This window comes from Deltaproteobacteria bacterium, from assembly GCA_040223695.1.
In the GTDB taxonomy this organism is placed as follows: domain Bacteria; phylum Desulfobacterota_D; class UBA1144; order Nemesobacterales; family UBA2774; genus JAVKFU01.
This window is the reverse complement of the sequence record JAVKFU010000018.1, coordinates 67132-85528: the sequence shown is the minus strand read 5'-3', so window position 1 is coordinate 85528 and position 18397 is coordinate 67132. Positions and strand designations below refer to the sequence as shown.

Annotated in this window: 12 protein-coding genes; 8 read left to right on the top strand and 4 right to left on the bottom strand. The window is 47.4% G+C overall.

All coding sequences use genetic code 11. The features are described 5' to 3' along the window. Nucleotides 1-507 precede the first annotated feature (507 nt). Genes argB through argF form a run of 3 tightly spaced genes read left to right on the top strand, consistent with a single transcriptional unit; the run spans nt 508 to nt 3495 of the window. Nucleotides 508-1389: an acetylglutamate kinase gene (argB, locus tag RIG61_09445; protein ID MEQ9619382.1), complete on the top strand. Its 882-nt coding sequence runs from the start codon at nt 508-510 to the stop codon at nt 1387-1389. After that, nucleotides 1386-2579 carry an aspartate aminotransferase family protein gene (locus RIG61_09440; GenBank protein ID MEQ9619381.1) on the top strand — a complete coding sequence of 398 codons (1194 nt, stop codon included), beginning with the start codon at nt 1386-1388 and terminating at the stop codon, nt 2577-2579. The genes argB and RIG61_09440 overlap by 4 nt, the downstream gene beginning before the upstream one ends. A gap of 1 nt (nt 2580) precedes the next feature. Beyond that, complete coding sequence (gene argF / locus RIG61_09435) at nt 2581-3495, top strand: ornithine carbamoyltransferase (protein MEQ9619380.1); 915 nt, start codon at nt 2581-2583, stop codon at nt 3493-3495. Between the two features lie 51 nt (nt 3496-3546). Here the strand turns inward: argF and RIG61_09430 are convergent, their stop codons facing one another. Continuing rightward, the gene (locus RIG61_09430) at nt 3547-3810 is read right to left on the bottom strand and encodes a hypothetical protein (GenBank protein MEQ9619379.1); all 264 of its coding nucleotides are present in this window, start codon (nt 3808-3810) and stop codon (nt 3547-3549) included. Between the two features lie 261 nt (nt 3811-4071). On the opposite strand from RIG61_09430, the gene RIG61_09425 reads away from it, so the two are divergent. Beyond that, nucleotides 4072-5190, top strand: a complete 1119-nt coding sequence (locus RIG61_09425) for an AAA family ATPase (GenBank protein MEQ9619378.1) — start codon at nt 4072-4074, stop codon at nt 5188-5190. Continuing rightward, nucleotides 5187-6491: a 30S ribosomal protein S12 methylthiotransferase RimO gene (gene rimO, locus RIG61_09420; protein ID MEQ9619377.1), complete on the top strand. Its 1305-nt coding sequence runs from the start codon at nt 5187-5189 to the stop codon at nt 6489-6491. Before RIG61_09425 ends, rimO begins: the two co-directional genes overlap by 4 nt. Nucleotides 6492-6514: 23 nt before the next feature. Here the strand turns inward: rimO and cofH are convergent, their stop codons facing one another. The 3 genes from cofH to cofD form a co-directional block, all read right to left on the bottom strand. After that, a complete protein-coding gene (gene cofH / locus RIG61_09415) occupies nt 6515-7717 on the bottom strand; it encodes a 5-amino-6-(D-ribitylamino)uracil--L-tyrosine 4-hydroxyphenyl transferase CofH (GenBank protein ID MEQ9619376.1) in 1203 nt (400 codons plus the stop codon). Further along, nucleotides 7704-8954, bottom strand: a complete 1251-nt coding sequence (gene cofG, locus RIG61_09410) for a 7,8-didemethyl-8-hydroxy-5-deazariboflavin synthase CofG (protein MEQ9619375.1) — start codon at nt 8952-8954, stop codon at nt 7704-7706. The genes cofH and cofG overlap by 14 nt, the downstream gene beginning before the upstream one ends. A gap of 202 nt (nt 8955-9156) precedes the next feature. Further along, nucleotides 9157-10083 (bottom strand): 2-phospho-L-lactate transferase, encoded by a 927-nt coding sequence (gene cofD, locus RIG61_09405; GenBank protein MEQ9619374.1) that lies wholly within the window; start codon nt 10081-10083, stop codon nt 9157-9159. A gap of 279 nt (nt 10084-10362) precedes the next feature. Here cofD and RIG61_09400 point away from each other — a divergent pair, with 279 nt between their 5' ends. From RIG61_09400 to smc, 3 genes are all read left to right on the top strand, one after another. Next, a complete protein-coding gene (locus tag RIG61_09400; GenBank protein MEQ9619373.1) occupies nt 10363-11967 on the top strand; it encodes a SurA N-terminal domain-containing protein in 1605 nt (534 codons plus the stop codon). A 32-nt stretch (nt 11968-11999) separates the two neighbouring features. After that, nucleotides 12000-14750, top strand: a complete 2751-nt coding sequence (locus tag RIG61_09395; GenBank protein ID MEQ9619372.1) for a DnaJ domain-containing protein — start codon at nt 12000-12002, stop codon at nt 14748-14750. A 99-nt stretch (nt 14751-14849) separates the two neighbouring features. Next, nucleotides 14850-18374, top strand: coding sequence for a chromosome segregation protein SMC (smc, locus tag RIG61_09390; protein ID MEQ9619371.1), 3525 nt, complete (start codon nt 14850-14852; stop codon nt 18372-18374). Nucleotides 18375-18397: the final 23 nt, after the last annotated feature.

The following is an 18397-nucleotide window of genomic DNA, read 5'->3' as shown; positions in this document are numbered from 1 at the left end:
TTACTCGTTAAAAACTCACCCAGGCTTAAGCCTGAAAAACTCGCGCCAAAAATAACCTTTGTTTTTTTAATTCAACGGCAAATGAGCCGATTATTTATTTTAGCGCTTGATTCTTTTTACGGAGGCGGTTTACTTTTCCGCCGCCTCTCCAAATTCAGGCGCTCTATAAGTTTCGGATAAAAACTCATCAAGCAAGCTCGTCTCATAGCTCTGAAATAGCTACCCCCGGCAAACTTCGAGCACTATCTTTGTTTTAACTTTGAAATCCATTTTCTTCATTCCATTGCTCCCTTTCCTTATACGTTTCTCCAACACATTTTACCATCTTATTTCTAACAGGTTCTTAACGGGAAGCAGCATAGCGTCCTAAATTGAACATGGTAGCCGGGATGAGCTCGTCAGACTTTTCAGGCTCGTCGAAAAAAAGAATTAATTGGCATAGAACCATATTTATTTTATAATAATCAGCTTATTTTTCTTATAGAATAAAACACGGAATAAAATCAGATGAAAGACTTGATCCAGAAGGCCAAAACTCTAGTCGAAGCCCTGCCCTACATAAAAGAGTTCTACGGGGAAACGATAGTCATTAAATACGGCGGGAGCGTAGGGGACGACGACCTCCAGAATTTCGCCCGCGATATAGTGCTCATGAAATATGTGGGCATACACCCGGTGGTAGTTCACGGGGGGGGGCCGCAGATCGGGAACCATCTGAAGAAGCTGGGCATAGAATCGGAATTCATAGCGGGGCTCAGGGTGACGGACGAAGAGACAATGGAAGTAGCCGAAATGGTGCTTGTCGGAAAGATAAACCAGAAGATAATAGAGGCGATTCACTCGATGGGGGGGAAAGCCGTAGGCACATCCGGCAAAGAAGGGAAAATGATCCTCGCCAAGAAGCTCGACGTTAAGAAATTCGCAAGGGACCACGGCGTGCAAATCCCCAAAGGCGCGGACCTCGGCATGGTCGGAGAGGTGGAATCGGTAAACCCGCAGCTTATCAAGGTACTCGAAAACTCAGGCTTCATACCTGTTATAGCCCCGATCGGCTTTGGCGAAGGGGGGGAAACGTTTAACATTAACGCGGACCATGTCGCGGGAAAAATCGCGGGCGCGCTAAACGCCGTCAAGCTGATCCTGTTGACGAACGTTCCCGGAATACTCGACAGGGAAAATAACCTGCTTCCAAGCCTTACGGAGAAAGAGGCGAAGCAACTGATAAAAAGCGAAGTAATATCGAGCGGCATGATACCCAAAGTAATGTGCGCGATAGACGCGCTTCATGAAGGGGTGAGAAAAGTGCACGTCATAGACGGAACGATAGAGCACGCGCTCATACTGGAAATTTTCACTCATTCGGGAATCGGAACGGAGATACTGATTTGACGACGGCGGAGATAATTTCAGCCACCGGCAAGTATCTTATGAATACTTACGGGCGGTACCCCATAGCGATGACCAGGGGAAAGGGGTGCTGGGTATGGGACGCGGACGGCAAAAAATATCTCGATTTTGTTACCGGCATAGCGGTTAACAATCTTGGACACTGCCATCCGAAAGTGGTAAAGGCCGTCCGGGATCAGTCAAAAATACTCATGCAGGTCTGTAATCTTTTTCATATAGATCAGCAGGCCGAGTTCGCAAGAATACTTGTGCAAAACTCTTTTGCCGACAAGGTGTTTTTCTGCAACAGCGGGGCGGAGGCCAATGAAGGCGCTATAAAACTGGCGAGGAAATGGGGAGAGGCAAACGGCGGCAGGTATAAAATAGTGCACGCGCGCGATTCCTTTCACGGACGAACGCTCGGAGCGCTGAGCGCTACGAACAAGAAGTATCAACAGGGGTTCAAGCCGCTTCTAGCCGGATTCAAGCCAGTCCCCTACGCTAAAATAGAGCCTCTCGAGAAGGCCCTTCGGGATAAAAAAATATGCGCTGTGATATTAGAGCCTATGCAGGGGGAAAACGGCGTTATCATTCCATACAGAAATTACCTGAAAGAAGTAAGGAAACTCTGCAGGAAGAATAACGCGCTGCTCATCCTCGATGAAATACAGGTCGGGATCGGCAGAACGGGGAAGCTGTTCGCGTACGAGCACTCCGGCATTAAACCCGACATAATGACCCTGGCCAAAGCGCTCGGGGGCGGAATACCGTGCGGCGCGTTTCTGGCGACAGATAAAGTCGCGAAGCACTTTACGCCCGGAGTACACGGAACGACTCTCGGGGGGAACCCTCTCGCTATGAGCGCGGGTATTGCGGTCCTGAATACTATCGCGGAAGAAGGCCTTCTCGACAATACGGCGAGTAAAGGGGAATATTTTCTACAGGAGCTTGATTCGCTCAAGGATACATACGGAAAGCTGATCAAGGACGTGAGGGGCCGGGGGCTTATTCTGGGGATCGAGTTCAGGAAAAAGGAAAAAGCAAAGGAAATAGTCACGAAATGCATGGAGAAGGGACTGCTTACAATTCTTACGGAACAGAGAGTAATGAGAATCCTCCCTCCTCTTATTGTGAGTGAAAAGGAAATAGACTACGCTGTCAAAATTATACGCGAAACGCTCGGTGAGGTTTGAGTTGCCAAGACATTTTCTCAAAATAAAAGACTTAACAAAAAAAGAGTTCTATGACATTTTCAAGAACGCTTCCGAGCTTAAGACCGAGAAGAAATCGGGCAAGCAGCGGAGCACGCTCGAAGGTAAATCCATAGGACTCGTCTTCGAAAAGTCTTCCACCAGAACGAGGGTCTCATTCGAAGTGGCTATATACGATCTGGGCGCGAACTCTCTATATATGAACCCCGGCGACATGCAGCTTGGAAGGGGAGAGACTATAGGGGATACGGCAAAAATCCTTTCGTCATATCTGCACGGTATAATTCTAAGAACTTACGAGCAGGAGAGAATCGAGGAATTCGCCGAATACTCAAGCGTGCCTGTTATAAACGCTCTTACCGACCTCGAGCACCCCACACAAATTGTCTCGGACCTTTTTACCATCGTGGAGAAAGGAATTGACCTAGAGAATATGAAAATGGCCTATATAGGCGACGGAAACAACATCGTAAACTCCTTTATTGGCGCTTCGGCAATTCTCGGGTTTAAATTGTCCATAGCGGCCCCTAAAGAATACGAACCCGATTTCAAAGCGCTGAGCGACCGAGGAAAAGCCGAATGTCCCAATGTCGAAATTTTGAATGACCCTCAAAAGGCAGCCGTGGGAGCAGACGTATTGTACACGGATGTCTGGGTAAGCATGGGTCAGGAAAATGAAACAGCGAAGCGAAAAAAAACCCTGAAGCCGTATCAGGTAAATAAAGGGCTTCTCTCACACGCAAAATCTGACGTACTTGTAATGCACTGTCTTCCAGCGCACAGAGGGGAAGAAATCACTTCCGATGTGGCCGACGGACCTAACTCGATTATATTCAATCAGGCCGAAAATAAATTACACGTCGGAAAGGCCGTACTTGAAATGTTCATGAAAGACTGAGCTTCCGTCCAACAGGCGTTCAGATACAACCCGACGGATTAATATCTACGATTAATAGTCCTCGTCTATATTGATGGTGGGACTGTATTCGATATTAAATCCCCTTCTGATAGGATCCGAATCGAGCACCCAGTATCCGCCCTTTACGAAAACGTTGGTTATTGCGATCGGGGGCCTGATAGCGAGGCTAAGGAGCTTGAAAGGATGAAGAGCGTCACCGGGGTTGTAGCTGTAATTGGTTATTTGAGGATTTCCCGCCATAGCCGAGGATCCAAACAATAAAACTCCCAAAATCAATCCCGTAATATATTTCATGTCCATCTCCTTTTCTAAAGTAAACTATCAACTTCTTCATCCAAATTATAATGATAGTGGTCTATTTAGTCAACGGGCTCGCTATAACATAGCAAACGGTTAAAACGCATAGTTAAAGCCTGGAATTAACAATGAGCCCCCGTTTGAATCGAGCGAACCCGGGAATTCAATATCCGATACCAAGGGTGGTATAATATCAGGGTTGGCTTGCAAATGAAAAACAAAATTTATAGAATAGTACTCTCAGGGGTCAGATAGCAGATGAGAAGAGGAGAAAAAGTTTATTACGTGAAGGACTTCATTCAGACGGTTCCTCTTCCGTCGCCCAGGAAAATTTTCAGTGACCTTGAGAAGCTGGGCTACAGAGGCCAGCCGGGGGCGAGAAGGGCAGTCTCACTTGCGGCTTACCGGCACGTAAAGAGATTAAAGCTTCTGCACACCAAAAACACCCCCAGGTCCAGCCTTCCTCCGAGACCGAACTCTATTCTTATGGGACCGACGGGATGCGGTAAAACCTACCTCATCGAGCTTCTGTTCGGGGAGATATTCAAGCTCCCTTTTGTAATAATCGATATGACGAAGTTCACCGAATCGGGCTATGTGGGGGATGACGTGGTGAATATACTCGTACAGCTCGTTTACGCGGCGAACGAGAGCATAGACATCGCCGAGTGCGGAGTAATAGTGCTCGATGAATTCGACAAGATTGCGGGCGCCTACAGCAGCGCCAGGTTCGCAGGCCAGGGAACCACGAAAGACGTCTCCGGGTACGGAGTACAGAGGGAGCTGCTCAAAATACTCGAAGGCACGGACGTGCAGATACCCCTTGATTTCGGTTTTTCCAGCAGAGGCCCGAGAGCGCTCATCTCCACACGGGACATAACGTTTTTTTCGGTAGGAGCTTTTTCAGGCATAAGAAACCTGATGGAGAGACGCGGGGTAGGATTTATGCAGATACTCGAGGAATTCAGAGGAGATGAAGAATCCATAGCCTATAATATGAGCGAAGAGGAAGCAGACGATATAACGAAGTTTCATCTTTTCGGCTTTCTTCCCGAGCTTATTTCGAGGTTCAACAGAATCGTCCCCTTCTCTCCTCTGCATAAAGAGACGCTCAAGGAGATAATCCAGATAAAGGTTCAGAATTACAAGAGGGAATTCGAGGAAGAGGGCTTTAAGCTCGAGATAGAGCCGGTTGTGGTAGATTTCATCGTTAACGAAGCCATAAAGAGACAGACCGGGGCCAGGGGGCTCGATGTCATTATTTCGAAATATCTCGAAGAGGTGGCTTTCGAAACTTTCGGAAAGAGCGAAAAGGGAGAGATAGTGCTAACGCTTGACTCGGGCGGGGTTAGTCATATCGTGAAGAGACGCGCATGAAGATATCGGTTGTCAGCCTCGGCTGCTCAAAAAATCTCGTGGACAGTGAGATAATTTCGGGGACATTAAAAAAATCGGGACATGAAATATCATCCGAAGAGGATGCCGAGGTAATAATCGTGAATACCTGCGGATTCATAGGGGACGCGAAAAAAGAGTCGATCGACACCATACTCGAGCTGTCCGAACACAAGCTAAACGGCAACTGCAGGAAATTGATAGTAACCGGCTGCCTCGTAGAGAGATACTCGGAAGAACTCGGTCGGGAGCTCCCGGAAGTGGACGCTTTCTGGGGCACGGGGAACCTTCAAAATATCGCCCGGGTCTTTGAAAGAAACACTGCGTGCACGGTTCACAGAAATCCGCCGGGGACGATTTACGACCCCGACACACCGAGGATTCAGCTCACTCCGCCGCATTATGCGTTCGTAAAGGTATCCGAGGGCTGCTCAAGGACTTGCTCGTTCTGCATTATACCCAAAATGAGGGGCATCATGAAAAGCAGGACTGTCGAGTCTATAACGGGCGAAGTATTCAACCTGGCGAACAGCGGAGTAAAGGAAATAAACCTGATCGCTCAGGATATGACGAGCTACGGCAGGGACATTGGCACAAGCCTCGAGAATATGCTGAGAGAGATTGTGAAAGTCGAGGATGTAAAATGGATAAGAATTCACTACTGCTATCCCTGGGGACTTACGGACTCCCTGGTAGACCTTATCGCTCGGGAAGAAAAAATCCTCCCATACATCGATATGCCCCTTCAGCATATAAACGACAGAATTTTGAAATTAATGGACAGGAAAACTCCTTCCAAAAGGATACGGGATATTATCCGCAAGCTAAAAGAGCGGATTGACAACCCTACTCTGCGCACGACTTTCATAGTGGGATTCCCCGGTGAGAGCGACCGGGAATTCGAGGAGCTTCTCGATTTCGTTCAGGAGACGGAATTTGACAGGGCGGGAGCGTTTAAATACTCCCGGGAGGAAGGCACGCCCGCGGGCACTATGGAAGGCCAGCTACCCGAAGAGGTGAAAGACGAGAGATACGAGCGGCTTATGGAGACGCAGTCAGAGGTTTCTTTAAGGAAGAACGAGTCCCTCATCGGCACGACTCACGAGGGCTTCATCGAGGGGAGGGAAAACGGCAGCTATATAGCGCGAATCCCCTCACAGGCCCCCGAGGTGGACGGCTATACGCATATCACACGCACAAAAGAATTAAAAATCGGGGACCCGGTAAGTATCAGGATTACCGGTACCGATATCTACGATCTTTACGGGGAAATAACAGACTAACTAAATCAAATCAGTATAAACCCTTAATTAGACCCGTTTCCATCAAACATCTGACGTATTCCGTAGGTGGTAGTTCTCTCAGCGGGGATGCGTCCTATTTCCCGGGTCAGGCGTCTGAATTCCTCGGGCGGGAAATACTGTCCGTAGCTTGCTCCCGCGGAACGGGATATCTGCTCTTCCATAAGCGTCCCGCCAAAGTCATTCGCGCCTGCCGTAAGGGAGAACTGTGCGAATTCCGGCCCCTGTTTTACCCAGGAGACCTGAATGTTGTTAATATGCCCCCTTAACATGAGCCTGGAGACACCGTACATCTTTAACTGGTCAAGGTCGGTAGGGCCTTCCATAACCTTCCCTTTGGAGTGTTTGAAAAGCCTCGTGTTCCAAGGGATAAACCTGAGCGGCACGAACTCCGTAAACCCGCCCGTTTCTTTCTGTATATCCCTGAGTATTCCTATGTGCTCCGCCCAATGACGCGGCCTGTCCACATGCCCGTACATAATTGTCGAGGTTGTCCTCATTCCTGACTTGTGAGCCTTTTTAACTATCCTTATCCAGGCCTCCGTGGGCATCTTCCTCGGGGCTATTATCTTCCGCACTTCCTCTACGAGTATCTCGGCCGCAGTACCCGGAAAAGTATTGTGACCCACGTCCTTGAGCTTGTCGATAAACTCTTCTTCGCTTATGCCGAGCGTCTCGGCCCCGTAATATATCTCAAACGGGGAAAACGCGTGAGTATGCATATCGGGTACCGCTTTCTTGACAGCTTTTATAAGCTCGACATAGAAATTTCCGTCTATATCGGGATGCATTCCCCCCTGCATGCATACTTCCGTAGCCCCTATTTCCCACGCTTCCCTAGTTCGGTCCGCAATCTCGTCCATGGAGAGAAAATACGCTCTTTCATCCCCTTCAGGGGCCATAAAATTGCAGAACCCGCAGTACGTATTACATATATTAGTAAAGTTAATATTCCTGTTAACTACGTAGGTGACTACGTCTCCGACGTCAACCTTCCTTATCTCATCGGCGCAAATAGCCAGAGCGGAAATCTCGTCCATATCATCTATGCTAAAAAGCTCTTCGGCTTCCTTTACCGTTATTTCTCCGCCCGTAAGAGCCTTATCGAGAATCCGGCCAGTCGTGCCGTTTACCTTTCCCAGGATACCGTCAAGGCCGAGAACTCTGTTTTCTTCTATACGTTCGATCGCTTCTTTAATTTGGTCCATTGGACACCTCCTCAAGCGGCACATAGCCCCGCTCGTCAACAAAACCTCTCACAACTTCCAGCAGTTCCTTTTTAATATATTTATCGTCTATGTACTCGGGATAAACAGGCAGCCTCTCACGCAGCTCGAAGTCCATCTCCTGAACGAGAGCCGTCATCTTTTCAAGCTTGGGCCACGGGGCCTCCGGGTTTACATAGTCGATGGTAATCGGCGACACCCCACCCAGATCGTTAACACCCGCATGGACAAACAACGGATAAGTCTCGGGATTGAGATTGGGCGGTATCTGAATATTCATGCTCCCGCCGAAAAGAAGCCTTGAAATTGCGACAATTTTTAACATCTCGATGAAATCGGGAGGCGGGTATTTTTCCATAAGGATTCCCGGTTTCGGGCTGAAATTCTGAATTATAATCTCCTGGATATTGCCGTACCTGTCCGAGAGCTCTTTAAGCGCCAGGAGCGAGTCTATCCTCTCCTCCCAGGTCTCCCCTATTCCGACCAGGAGACCCGTAGTCCAGGGAATACCGAGCTCCCCGGCAAGCTCCATAGTCTTGATCCTTTGCTTGGGGACCTTGTCCGGACACCTGTAGTGCGCCTGCCCCTTCTTCAGCAGCCTCGGGCTGATATTCTCCAGCATGAGTCCCATGCTCGGATTGGTTTCTCTGAAAGCCTCCAGCTCCCCCAGGGTCGCGAGGCCGAGATTGGTATGAGGAAATATATTTTCGCTGAGCCCGGACTCTCCCATAGCGATCAAATAGTCGGCAGTAGTTTCATAACCGAGGTTCCCGAGGGCTTTACGGTACTCGGGATATAAGAGCTCAGGCTTGTCTCCCGTAACAAAGAGGAGCTCCGTGCAGCCAAGGCTCGCGCCTTTTTTCGCCATATCAACAACTTCTTCAGGCGTCATAAAAAGAGGCCCTTCTCCGGGCTCATACTTGAAAGTACAGTAACCGCAGTGATTTCGGCAGAGCTGTGTAAGGGGCACAAAAACATTTTTTGAAAACGTAAGGGTCCTTCCCCTGCCCCTGTCTCTCAGTTCCGATGCCGCCAGAAGCACGCAAGGTATCTCATCAACGCTCGAATTTACTATGGACAGCATATCTTCGCGTCCCAAAGTTTCATTCGAGAGAGCCTTTTCAACTGTTTTCTCGAGTTCGGGCGAAGGTTTTTTCGAGGGCTTTGTCTCACCCTTCAGAAAAGCCGACAACCAACTTTGCGAACTTTCCAGTCTCATATGTTCATGCCTCATATCGGAGAAACTCAAATATCGTTAATCGTTGTATGAATTAGGCTCCGGACCCAATACAACTAATTAATAGTTCAAGCACTAACTAAAAATTATACAGGACGGGTATTTCAAGCTCAAATCGCCCCCAATTGCCCTATGTATATTTGCACAAACAGGTTTATCTTGTCAAGCTGAATTATTAAGTCGGCTAGAGCTGTCCAAGCACGGATGAGGCGAGGGACGCCGCCTTATCGGGGTCCGACATAAGAGTGTCGACTACAAGGGGCTCTACGCCCATGTCCAATATTTGTCCGGCTTCCGGCGAGTCTTTCGTGTCTATTACCATTATATCGAGAAAGTCCCTGTAGAGCCTGGCGACCTGCACGGATGAAACCTCAAGCCCGATTCCCTTCATTAGCTTGTCCGCGGGCCCTTTAAGAGGCGCGCCCTTTATAAGCGGACTTATAGCTACGATTTTGGCATGAGTTGTCTTAAGTGCTTTTTTTATTCCGTCTATATTAAGTATGGGGCCGATACTTATAATTGGGTTGCTCGGACAGAGAATAATCCCCCGCGAGTTCTCAATCGAGCTTATTACTCCGGGGGCGGGCTCTGCCCGTTCTATGTTTTTGACAATGACCTTTATCACCTCGGGCCTCATTCTCCTCTTTACGAGATACTCCTGGAAATGCATCTCCCCTTCATCCGTGACTATCCAGGTCTCTACATCCTGATCCGTCATGGGCAGTATTTTGATATTTCCTTTCACGCCGTAAGCCCCGGCTATCCTCGACGTTATATCGGTCGGGGAAAGGCCGGACTTTTTTAGATAAGTCCTGTACAGATGCGTGGCGAAATCCTTATCCCCTATATTAAACCATGTCTCCTCGCCGAATCTTTCGAGCGTCTTAAGTGTGTGGAAGGTATCGTCGCCAATACCCCACCCCTTCGTTTTATCTATGCTGCCCGAGAGTCTGTAGATAACCGTATCCACATCCGGTGAAATATTAAGGCCGTACAAGTTTATGTCGTCGCCAGTGTTTACAATCACGTTAAGTGATTCGTCGCCGATTACGGAAGATAGACCCTCCAGGAATTTAGCGGCTCCGACCCCACCGCCCAGGGCAGTTATCATAGGGAGATTCCTTTAAATATAAAGAAAATAGAATGAATCCTTCTTAAATACTTATGTTAATGCCTAAGAGGGGTTAAGAATATTTGAGCGCGGATAGACTGTCAAGAATAAGAAGCGGCAGTATTCACAAGCTTGAATTACAAGTGGCGTCGGAATGCTTAAATACAGCTCGCGACACTGTCCCCCGCACCGATGTCAAATTGGGGCATTTGTTGAAACTAAACCGGAAGTGATATAAATTTTTATTAGAAATTACAAATATAAGGGGAATTCCATATTATGAGTCTCGATCTAATCAGGAACAAGCACAGCTGGTTTACCAAAGGTGTATTGATTGTCATAGCGGTAACCTTTGTCCTGGGCATAGGATACAATTTAGCGGACTGGGGCGCGATAACCCATGTGCCAAGCCAAACCGCGGCGGAGGTGAATGGGGAGCCGATAAGTCTTATCAGCTTTAATATGTACAGGGAGGGCCTCAAAAGGCAGTTGAACCAGGAGGGAGGGGAACTGCCTGAGCAATACGCCACTCAGATCGACGGCATAGCCCTCAGTCAGTTGATAAACTTAAAACTAATGTCCCAAAAGGCCAGGGACCTGGGATTCAACGTTACCGATGATGATCTCAGCGATGCCATACACTCGGACCCGGCGTTTCAGTCCGAGGGCAGATTCGTCGGCAAGGAGCAATACGAACAAATCATCAGAAAATATTTCAATCAGGATGTCGGGGAGTTTGAAAACGCGTACAGGGATGAAATTCTCGCAAGGAAGCTTTCGAACTTTATCGAAGAAACCGCCGTGGTCACGGATGACGAGATATACAATGTATTCAAGAAAGAGAACGATAAGGTAAATCTCTATTACATAGCCTTCCCGGCAGAGGATTTTGGGGACGAGTATTCTCCGACGGAAGAAGAAATTGCTGAATACTACGAGAATAATAAGGGCCAACTCAAAACACCTGAGCTCAGAGAAATACGGCACATCGTATTAGGAGCCGAAAACTTCGGACAAAACCTGAATGTTACGGATGAAGAGATAGCGTCTTATTATGAGGCCTACTCCGAAGAGTTTTTATCGGAGGAGGGAGAGCCTTTGCCCTTCGAGGATGTAAAAGGGGAAATCGAAGCAAATCTCAAGAACGGGCGTGGAGAAGCTCTTCGTCAGGAATTTCTGGCGAGTCTGGAAAATCCCGAAGAGGAAGGGAAGACGATAGATTCCATTGCAGAAGAATTCTCTGTAACTATAAACGAAAGCGAACCGGTTTCCGCCAGAGAAAGTCTGAACCTAGTCCCGCCCGCTGTAGCGCGTCAAATTTTCAGTATGGAAAAGGGCAGAACGACTATTATTCCCGTGGGGACAGCTCTGTGGGTGACGGAATTAAAGGAAGTCATTCCACCACGCGAGAAAACACTCGAGGAGGCCAGAGAAGACATTACAGCTGCGCTCAAGAGTGAGAAGTCAAAAGAGCTTGCGCGCAGTAAGGCAAACGAAACTCTTGAGAAGCTAAAGACCGTAAAAAGCGATAGAATAAAAGCTGAAGCGGAGAAGCTCGGGCTTGAGGTCAAAGAAACCGGTTATTTTTCACGCGTGGAAACGATTCCCGATATAAACGTGAATGAATTAAGGGAAGAAGCATTCGAGCTGGATGAAGGATCCGGCGTTTCCGATAAAATCCACGCAAACAGGGATAAATTCTATATTGTGGCACTTAAGGAAAAGCAAGACGCGAAGTCCGAGGAATTCGAACTCAAAAGAGAAGAATTAAGGGAACTCGAATTAGCTAAACAGCGCTCGGAGATTATACGGAATTGGCTGCAGGATATGAGACGGCAGGCGGAAATAATACCTAATTCCGATCTATTTCCGGCCCAGGGATAAACGTTTGAATTGAGGAGCGAAAGGTAAAATTGTTGAAAAGAGCTCTCGTAATAGGAACAGACAGGGATTACTGTTATGTAATCAAGGAGTTTCTGGAGCTCAGAGGTTTATCGGTAACTGTAGTTTTAAACCATAAGGACGGGCTTGAGAGGATTTTTTACGAGAAACCCGACTTAACGGTGCTCGAGCTTCTGGAGGAGGGGTTAAGCTCCGCACGCATCGGCTCAATAAGTTCCTCAAAAGAATTCGAAGTTGTCGATTTTACCAACACTCGGAAAATAAATAATCAGACCAAACCGGTATTGATCTTTGAAGATAAAACCCACATTAACTCCTTATTCGATTTCCTGAAGATCAATTTTTCAGATCAAGAAGCAAATGAACCGTCTCCCGTGTCTGGGGACAAAGGAAATCTTGGCTCGATATTTTACCCCGAATTACTCGTAGACATTTACCAGAAGAAGCGGAGCGGAGTGCTGTCGCTTAGTTCGAGTACAAACCTTCATATCTATTTCACAAACGGCGCGCCTGTGTTTGCAGAGGGAGGAGATATTGAAACGGCTATCGGGAGAATTCTGCTGGACAGGGGGCAGATAGACCGGGAAACGTATGAAAAAGCAATCGAGATGTCTTCGGAAAAAAAACTAAAATTCGGGGAAACCCTTTTCGAGATGGGAATCACCTCACCGCACGAATTGAATAGTTTTTTAGAACTTCAGATCGAAGAGAAAATACTAAGCGGATTTTACTACATAAAGGGTAGTTACGAATTTGCAGGCGGCAGCGACTTCACGGATAAAATAGTTTCGTACCGTATTGATTTACCGAAAGTAATCTATGCTGGAGTAAAAAGATACATAAGCGCGGAAATCATCGAAGCAAAAGACCCGTTTATAGAAACTAGTCCCGACCTGGAAAAAGAAATCAACAAACTGGGACTGAAGCCGGCGGAGTCAAGGTTTGTACAGCTGCTCAAAAACAAGGCGAGCCTAAAACAGACCCTAAAAACAGCTAATCTGGAGAAGAGTGACGCTCTTGAGCTGCTATACTTTTTGACACTCTTCGGATTAGTCAGCATTACCGACATTTCCATAGACGAGATAGGAAGAATGTCGATGGAAAAGCATATCAAAGAAAAAGATACGCTGCAGGACGGCGGACGGATTGAAGGCCTTAAGCTCGACGAAGAGGGATTTTTCACGGCTGAAACGGGCCCCGTCGCGGCGCCGGAGAATCCTCCGGTCGAAACGGAAGAAGAATCCCCGGCCATTGATAACAATATAGCAAGCGGAATACCCGATACGGAAACACGAGTACCGCCGGAAGGCCTCGAAGAAACAGATAATCAACAATATAACTTTCCCGAGGGAAGTGAGAGCCAGAGTGAAGAGGAACAGGGCGTGGAAGAGGCCGGCTTAACTTACGAAACCCTTGAAAAAGACCCGGATGACATCGGAATCGGAAGCGATTACTTCTCCGAGCTCTTTGAGGAAAAGGCAAAAAACGAAATCCCCGGTGAAGACCCGATAAAGCAGGAACCCGGACCCAGTAAAGATGATTTTCATTCTAATTCGGGAGAAGATCAAGAGAATAAAGACATAGCGATTGAGCTCCCGGAGGACACATGGGGAGAAAATACCGACGAAAAAGATATTTCTCCCGAACCGGAGCAGGACGACTCTCTCAGGCATATGGGTCTTGGCGAAGAAAAAACCGAAACGGCAGATGAATCGGGGCCTGAAACCCGTCAAGCCGAAAACGATATAAACGCGCCCGAGGGTCTTGAGGCAAGACCACCCGAACAAGATTATTCCCTCCCTTATGAAGGGGGTATGGAACTGGAGCTTGACTCTCAGGAACAACCAGACGGCGAGGAAGCTTCATCAGGCGGCTCTACAACCCCGCCCGGGAACAATGAGGCTGAACCTGGAAACGCGGCAGACGGACAGTGGGGGGATTTTAAAGATGCAGAATACGCCTCCGACGAAGAGGCCGCGCTTGCGGTGAATGAATTAAATGTCGAGCACGATATTCCGGAAACACAGCAGTCAGAAGAATTTGTCACAAGGGTGAACGAGTTTCATGCGGCAATGGAAGAAAAGGATTATTATGAAGTTCTCGGACTCGGACGGGATGTTTCAGGTGAAGAAATAAAGAACGCCTACTACAGTCTTGTTAAACAATATCATCCTGACGTCAAGCCTAACGCGGAAAAAGCCGTGCGGGAAAAGGCGGAAGGAATATTTACTAAACTCACCTCCGCTTACGAAACCCTCCACGATCCCTATAAAAGAGAACAGTACGACTCCGGCGAAGAGCTTGCAGAGCTTAAAAGTCAGGCCAAATATATATACGAGGCTGAAATTGCTTTCAATAAGGGGGTCGCGTTACTGGTTCAAAGAGATTATGTCGGAGCGGAAAAGAAAACCAGGGAAGCCCTCAACATGAACCCCGAGGAAGCCGCCTACATAGGAACTCACGCATGGACGATGTTCCTGGCCGCGGATGATAAATCCAAGGTGCTTGACGAGGTAAGAAAATCAATCGAGAAAGCAATAGCGTTAAACGACAAAGTACCTGAAAACTACTATTATCTCGGCTCTATACACAAATATAACGAAGACCTGAGGAAAGCCGAGGATTATTACAAAAAGGCCCTTGAGCTGGATCCGGATTATATCGAGGCAAAAAGAGAAATCAGGCTCCTCAATACCCGCAAGACCGGCAAAGTGAACCAGAAAAGGGTGGAGAAAAAATTTTGGTCGAACCTGTTTAAGAAATAACCGAATCGTTCTCGATTAAAAAAACTTGCAGCATTAACCTTGCGCCGGTTATTTACATTTTTTAAACTTTTGATTATCTTCACTCAATAACTTTAAGAGATGAAAATCAAATCCCTGGAAATTAAAGGCTTTAAATCATTCTACGACAAGACGCTCATCCGTTTCGACAAAGAGTTAAACGCCATCGTGGGTCCGAACGGGTGCGGAAAATCAAACATCCTTGATGCCATAAGATGGATACTGGGCGAGCAGAACCCGAGACAGCTCAGGGCAAACGTAATGGAAGAGATAATTTCCAACGGCAGCGAATTTCTCAAACCGCTAGGCATGGCGGAAGTCTCGCTCGTCATGGAGAACGTCCCCAATTACAATTTTGAGGAAGTCGAGATCAAGCGCCGCGTGTTCCGTTCGGGAGAGACCGAATATTACCTGAACAAAGTTAACTGCAGACTTAAGGATATAACCGACATTTTCATCGATACCGGATCCGGCGCGAGAGCGTATTCGGTCATCGGACAGGGCAGAGTGGATCAGATGATAACCGCCAAGCCCGAAGAAAAGAGAACTCTTATCGAAGAAGTCGCGGGCATCAGAAAATATAAGCTCAGACGTCGTGAGACCGAGACCAGAATCAAAACAACGAGAGAGAACCTCAGCCGAATAAAGGACATGAACAATGAAGTAAAGCGTCAGATGGACACACTCAGCCTGCAGGCAAAGCATGCTAAAGAGTTCAGGGAATTATCGGATGAGGCAAGAAAGCTGGAATCAACCATACTGAGAGCGAAGCTTTGGAGGATCGAGAGCAAAAAGAGCAAAATCAACCAGGAAAAAGCGGGTATCGACGACAGGGTTGCCAAATCCGAAGAAGAGATAATCCAAATTGTAAACAATCAAAAGGCCTTAAACGACCGGGCTTCCGTATCGGAAGAGAGCATCCGGGGGCTTGAGAGCGATCTCTACAGGACGAAAACCGAACTCAACTCAAGAATATCATCTCAGCAATTAATAAAAAGCGAAATCTCGAATATCGACAGATTCATAGAGAAAATCCAAAGCGAATCCGTTTTACTCGGCACGGAAAGGGAAAAGCTCAAGCAGCAGCTGGATAATAAAAAAGAAGCGCTGGAGGAAGCTAAGGCGGACCTGCAGGTAGCGCGCGAACAAATTTCGGCGATCGAGGAAAAGCTCGCGGCTCACAGGACCGGATTTACCCGGATTCGTACGGAACATCAGGAAATCAGAGGCTCATTGTTCAGAACACTTGACGAATACAGCTCGCTAAAGGGAGCAGCTCTGGGGCATGAGAATGAATTGAAAGAGCTATATTCCAAAAAAGAAAGGATCGAAAAAGAAATATCCGAGCTAGGGCAGGAAAAAAAGAATACCTCCGATGAAGTTTCAAAGCTCGAGCGAATTCTGGAAGAAAACGATATAAGAAAGAACAATATCTCGGAACTAAAAGATGAACTGAGGAATTCACTATCCGAGCTCGAGCAAACCCGGAGACTTAAGGCGAGCGAGGGCGATTCTTTAAAGGAAAGACTCAAGGAAAGCGCGTCGAGGCTGAACGCCCTTGAGCAAATTGAGACTAACTACGAATGGCTCCCCGAGGGGATAAGAAACTTTATACTGGAAAACAAAGGAAACGGAGTGCTCGGCACGGTCTCGGACTTCATCTCGGTCCCTGAAGGCTATGAGAAGGCGGTTGAAGCGGCGCTGGGTGAAAAAATAAAATGGATTCTCGTCAAAGAAGGCTCAGAAGCCTTAAACGCGATAAATTCCTTGAGGGAGCGGGATCTGGGCAGGGGGACGTTCGTCCCGGCGGGCGGCCAATATCAGGGGAAACAGGACGATAACGGCGTTGATGCGAGGTCTCTCTCGGAAATCGTAAGCATAGAGAACGTAAGTCTTGGAGCTATAGAAAATATACTGGGCAGTGTTTTTCTGGTGCCCTCACTTGAGGAGGGGCTTAGACTTCGCTCAAGTGCGGCGGAAAGCGCCTCTTTCGTTACGACAGACGGGGATTACCTTCACTCAAACGGCGCAATTTCAGGAGGAACGGCGCAACCGGGGGTCCTCACGAGAAAAAGAGAAATAGAAAACCTGAAAAACGACGTCGGCACACTAGAGACGGAAATTGAGGATATAGATAGCCAAGTGCAAGTAATTGAAAACGAAATCAGGGACCTGAACTCCAAAATAAAGGAACATGAGCGGGAATTGATAGAGCTCGGCATTAAAGAAGCCGAGACCAAAAAAGACATATTCAACCTTAATACTAACCTGGACAAAATAAACAGACGTATCGAGATAATGAACGAAACCCTAAGAGAGACCAGCGCTGAAACCGGCGAGAAAATCCTTCAGATAGACGAGATCAAAAAGGCTATTGAGAAACTTGACGGCGAAAAATCGGTGCTGGAGCACAAATTCGGTGAGGTTGAGGAAAAAATTCAAAAAGCGGAGGAAGAAGAGAAATCCATCGAAAGGGAGATCTCCGACAAGAATGTTACCTGCGCCTCTTTAATCGAAAAACAGAACGGACTGCTTGAGGACCTGTCGGAACTGGAGAAAAGAATAAATTCTATAAATGACCGCATGCAGCTTGAGGCCAGGAATATCGAGGATAAGAAAAGAGAGAAACTCGATTTCATCGAAAAGGACAGGGACACAGTCGAGGGAATAAGCGCAATCAACAAAAATATTGCCGAAAATGAAGAGAAGCTCTCACTTATGAAAAACGAAAGAAGCCGTCTTCTCGATGAAATAAGAATAATCAATGAAAACAAGGAGAGCTTGAATTTGCGTTTATCAGAACTCAGAATGAAGAATAATTCACTTGAGCTCGACCTCAACAGTTTACAAATAGAGATCGAGAACATACATGAGAATATGCGGAGAAACAACCTGTCCGTACCGGCGGTAGAAGGAGCGAAAATACCCTCCCCGGAAGCAGGGGACTTCACAGACATAAACCTGGAAGAAGAGGAGCCGAAACTCAGGAGGCTTCAGGCGAGGATTGAAAAATTCGGCCCCGTGAACCTGCTTGCGCCTGAAGAATACAATAAGCTTGAGGAAAGACACAATTTCCTTAATGAGCAGATGGAGGACCTCCTGCAGGCTCTCTCGTCGCTGGGCAAGGCAATCAATAAAATCGACAAGGAGTCGGAAAAAAGATTCAAAGAAACCTTTGAGATTATGGACCAGAAATTTCAGGAGATATTCAGCAGGCTTTTCCGCGGGGGGGAGGGGAAATTGGTGCTGACGGAGCCTGATAACCTGCTCGAGTCGGGGGTCGAGGTTATGGTAAGACCGAGGGGGAAGAAATTTCAATCTATAAATCTACTCTCGGGGGGAGAGAAAGCCCTCTCGGCAATAGCGCTTATCATATCCGCATGCCTTATTAAACCGGCCCCGTTTCTCCTTTTTGATGAGATCGACGCGCCGCTCGACGACAGGAACACATCCTATTTCCTAGAGCTGGTAAAGGAAATCGACAACAGATCGCAGGTCATTATCATTACGCACAACAAAAAAACCATGCAGGAAGTAAACTCCCTCATAGGCATAACTTCCAACAAATCCGGGACATCGACCGTAGTTTCGGTTGACCTCAATTAAATACCCGTCCGAGAGAGCCAGCA

What these genes read in the sequence shown, in the direction of transcription:
- argB (MEQ9619382.1), top strand. Translation starts at nt 508, where the DNA reads ATGAAAGACTTGATCCAGAAGGCCAAAACTCTAGTCGAAGCCCTGCCC.
- RIG61_09430 (MEQ9619379.1), bottom strand. Translation starts at nt 3,810, where the DNA reads ATGAAATATATTACGGGATTGATTTTGGGAGTTTTATTGTTTGGATCC.
- RIG61_09425 (MEQ9619378.1), top strand. Translation starts at nt 4,072, where the DNA reads ATGAGAAGAGGAGAAAAAGTTTATTACGTGAAGGACTTCATTCAGACG.
- rimO (MEQ9619377.1), top strand. Translation starts at nt 5,187, where the DNA reads ATGAAGATATCGGTTGTCAGCCTCGGCTGCTCAAAAAATCTCGTGGAC.
- cofH (MEQ9619376.1), bottom strand. Translation starts at nt 7,717, where the DNA reads ATGGACCAAATTAAAGAAGCGATCGAACGTATAGAAGAAAACAGAGTT.
- cofG (MEQ9619375.1), bottom strand. Translation starts at nt 8,954, where the DNA reads ATGAGACTGGAAAGTTCGCAAAGTTGGTTGTCGGCTTTTCTGAAGGGT.
- cofD (MEQ9619374.1), bottom strand. Translation starts at nt 10,083, where the DNA reads ATGATAACTGCCCTGGGCGGTGGGGTCGGAGCCGCTAAATTCCTGGAG.
- RIG61_09400 (MEQ9619373.1), top strand. Translation starts at nt 10,363, where the DNA reads ATGAGTCTCGATCTAATCAGGAACAAGCACAGCTGGTTTACCAAAGGT.
- smc (MEQ9619371.1), top strand. Translation starts at nt 14,850, where the DNA reads ATGAAAATCAAATCCCTGGAAATTAAAGGCTTTAAATCATTCTACGAC.